At 34.6% G+C, this 2,317-nt stretch carries 1 protein-coding gene; it reads left to right on the top strand.

Going from position 1 to position 2,317, the window contains the following annotated elements:
- Positions 1–155 precede the first annotated feature (155 nt).
- Positions 156–2,207 (top strand): methyl-accepting chemotaxis protein, encoded by a 2,052-nt coding sequence (locus G634_RS0114780; protein WP_026505911.1) that lies wholly within the window; start codon positions 156–158, stop codon positions 2,205–2,207.
- Positions 2,208–2,317: the final 110 nt, after the last annotated feature.

A 2,317-nucleotide genomic window follows, 5' to 3' on the forward strand; every position in this document is an offset into this window, starting at 1 on the left:
CGAAGCAGGATTCTTGCTGATGATTATCCTAAATCTCAGCAAGAAGTCATGATATTCTAATTTATTCTACCAATAACTCCGATATATCAGTTGATTGTGTTGTGTTTTTACATTAAGTCTATTCTTTATGTTTTTGTAATCAGGAAGGAAAAGATATGAGATTCAAAAAATTATCGGTAAAAATAACTTTTTACATGGTCATAGCAGCATCACTTGGAATATTGTTCTTGAATCTTTTTGCTTCGTATAAGATGCTGAACATAATGCAAACAGAAGCACAGATTGAATTAAATGGTGTTGTTGAGCAGATTTCTGCGCGTATAGATATGTATACTCAAAAAGAATATGCATATCTTGATGGCTTTATGGCATCAAATCAGATGCGCAATTTAGTGGATAATCCAGAAGACATTGAAGTTCAAAAAAATGCTCAAAAATTTGCCAAAGAATATATGTTGTCAGTTCCTGCGTGTAAAAGCCTTTTTTATACCAATTATGACGGCAAAGTTCTTGTGCATAATCTTGATGATATGATAGGTTATCAAAATGAACAGGATAAAATTAAGAAGATTCAAGAATTGTATTATAACGATGCTAAAACAAATGTTTATCATAGCGTAGCAGCAGTATCGCCGGCTACGAAGGAAGTAAGTTTGGTTTTTGCAAGGACTTCATATAATAGTGATGATAAACCAGCGGGATATTGTTCGATAGAAATAGATAAAAGCGATATGTATGAACTTTTGGAAAAAGGGATACATATTACGAATAATCAGGATGTCATACTTACTGGTGTTGAGAATCCGGTAGTTTATTATTCGAGTAATGAAGGAGAGATTACGGATTTAACGAAGAATGAAGCAGTTTCGTCTATTATTAAAATGATTAATAGCGGAAAAGCTGAAAATGAAGGAGAAATAGAGTATAAACAATCTAATACAGGTGAATTGATGTATGGATATTACAGATATATACCGGACAGAGATTGGCTATTGTTTGTGGGTGCGAGTACGGATGAATTGTATGAAAAAGCCAGAGAATCTTCAGGTCAGATTTTTGTTGGAGGATTTTTGACCATTATTGTTATTGGAATTATACTGGCTTTGATAATAAGTTTACTTATAAAACCGATTTCCAAAATTCAAGAAGCTCTTGCAAGGGTGGCTAAACTCGATGTTTCTGACAATAAAGAGATTGCAGTGTTTGAAAAACGAAAAGATGAGATTGGAAGGTTGGCGTTAGATACTCGAAAGGTAATTATGTCACTTAGAGGTGCTGTTAATGTATTTATAGAATATAGTAGTGTTCTTGATAAAGACTCAGATAATCTAAAGAAATATTCAAATCTGTTAGAAGAGGTTACTTCTGACAATAAAGCAATAACAGATAGTCTGGCCAAAAAATTTGATGAAACCAATACTTCAATTGAGTCCATTCATTCTGCAATAGACAACATTGTAGCTAAGGTGGAAATAGTATCTGATAAGGTTAAGGCAGGAGAAAATGATTCGATAAAGCTTATTGATTCATCTGCTGATATTACCCATAAAATAAATGAAGAAATCGAAAAAAATATGACTACATTACGACAAACTATGGCTAGTATGCAGGAAGCTATAGAAAGTCTTAATGCGGTTGAACAGATTAATGTTCTGGCAGAAGATATTATGTCGATTACATCTCAGACCAATCTGCTATCGTTAAATGCATCAATTGAAGCCGCTAGAGCGGGCGAAGCGGGAAGGGGCTTTGCTGTGGTTGCTGGAGAAATAGGGCAACTTGCCGATCAATCTAAGGGCACGGCTATGAATATCACCAAGATAGTTGCTGCCAGCAATGAATCGGTGGAAAATGTTCGTAATCAGGTAGCCAAGCTCGTAGATTTCATAAAAAATGATGTTATAGCCAGTTTTGAAATATTTGCCACTCAAAATCAATATTATGATGACGGCATAATGACAATAAAGCAGTCCGTCATGGATATTGGGGAGGCTATGGAAGCGTTATCTGGTTCTGTAGAAGAAATTGCAATACAGATTTCATCTGTTAGCGAAGCTTCAGTAAAGAATATTGAAGGTGTTTCTACTATTATTGATAAGAATTTAATGACTGATGATGTATCGTTGAACATTAAGAAATTAGCTGCTAATACCGGAATGAATGCAGATGACTTGAAAAATGCTATTAACCAATTCAAAACAGTCTGAATATTCACTTCGTGAAGCCTCAATGTCCAACCTGTCCGTCACCGAACAGGATTTAAAAATTTCTCGTATATAATAGCGGGCTGCTATATTATACGAAGCGTTAAGATCAC

This window comes from Butyrivibrio sp. NC3005, assembly GCF_000424545.1.
Classification (GTDB): domain Bacteria; phylum Bacillota; class Clostridia; order Lachnospirales; family Lachnospiraceae; genus Butyrivibrio.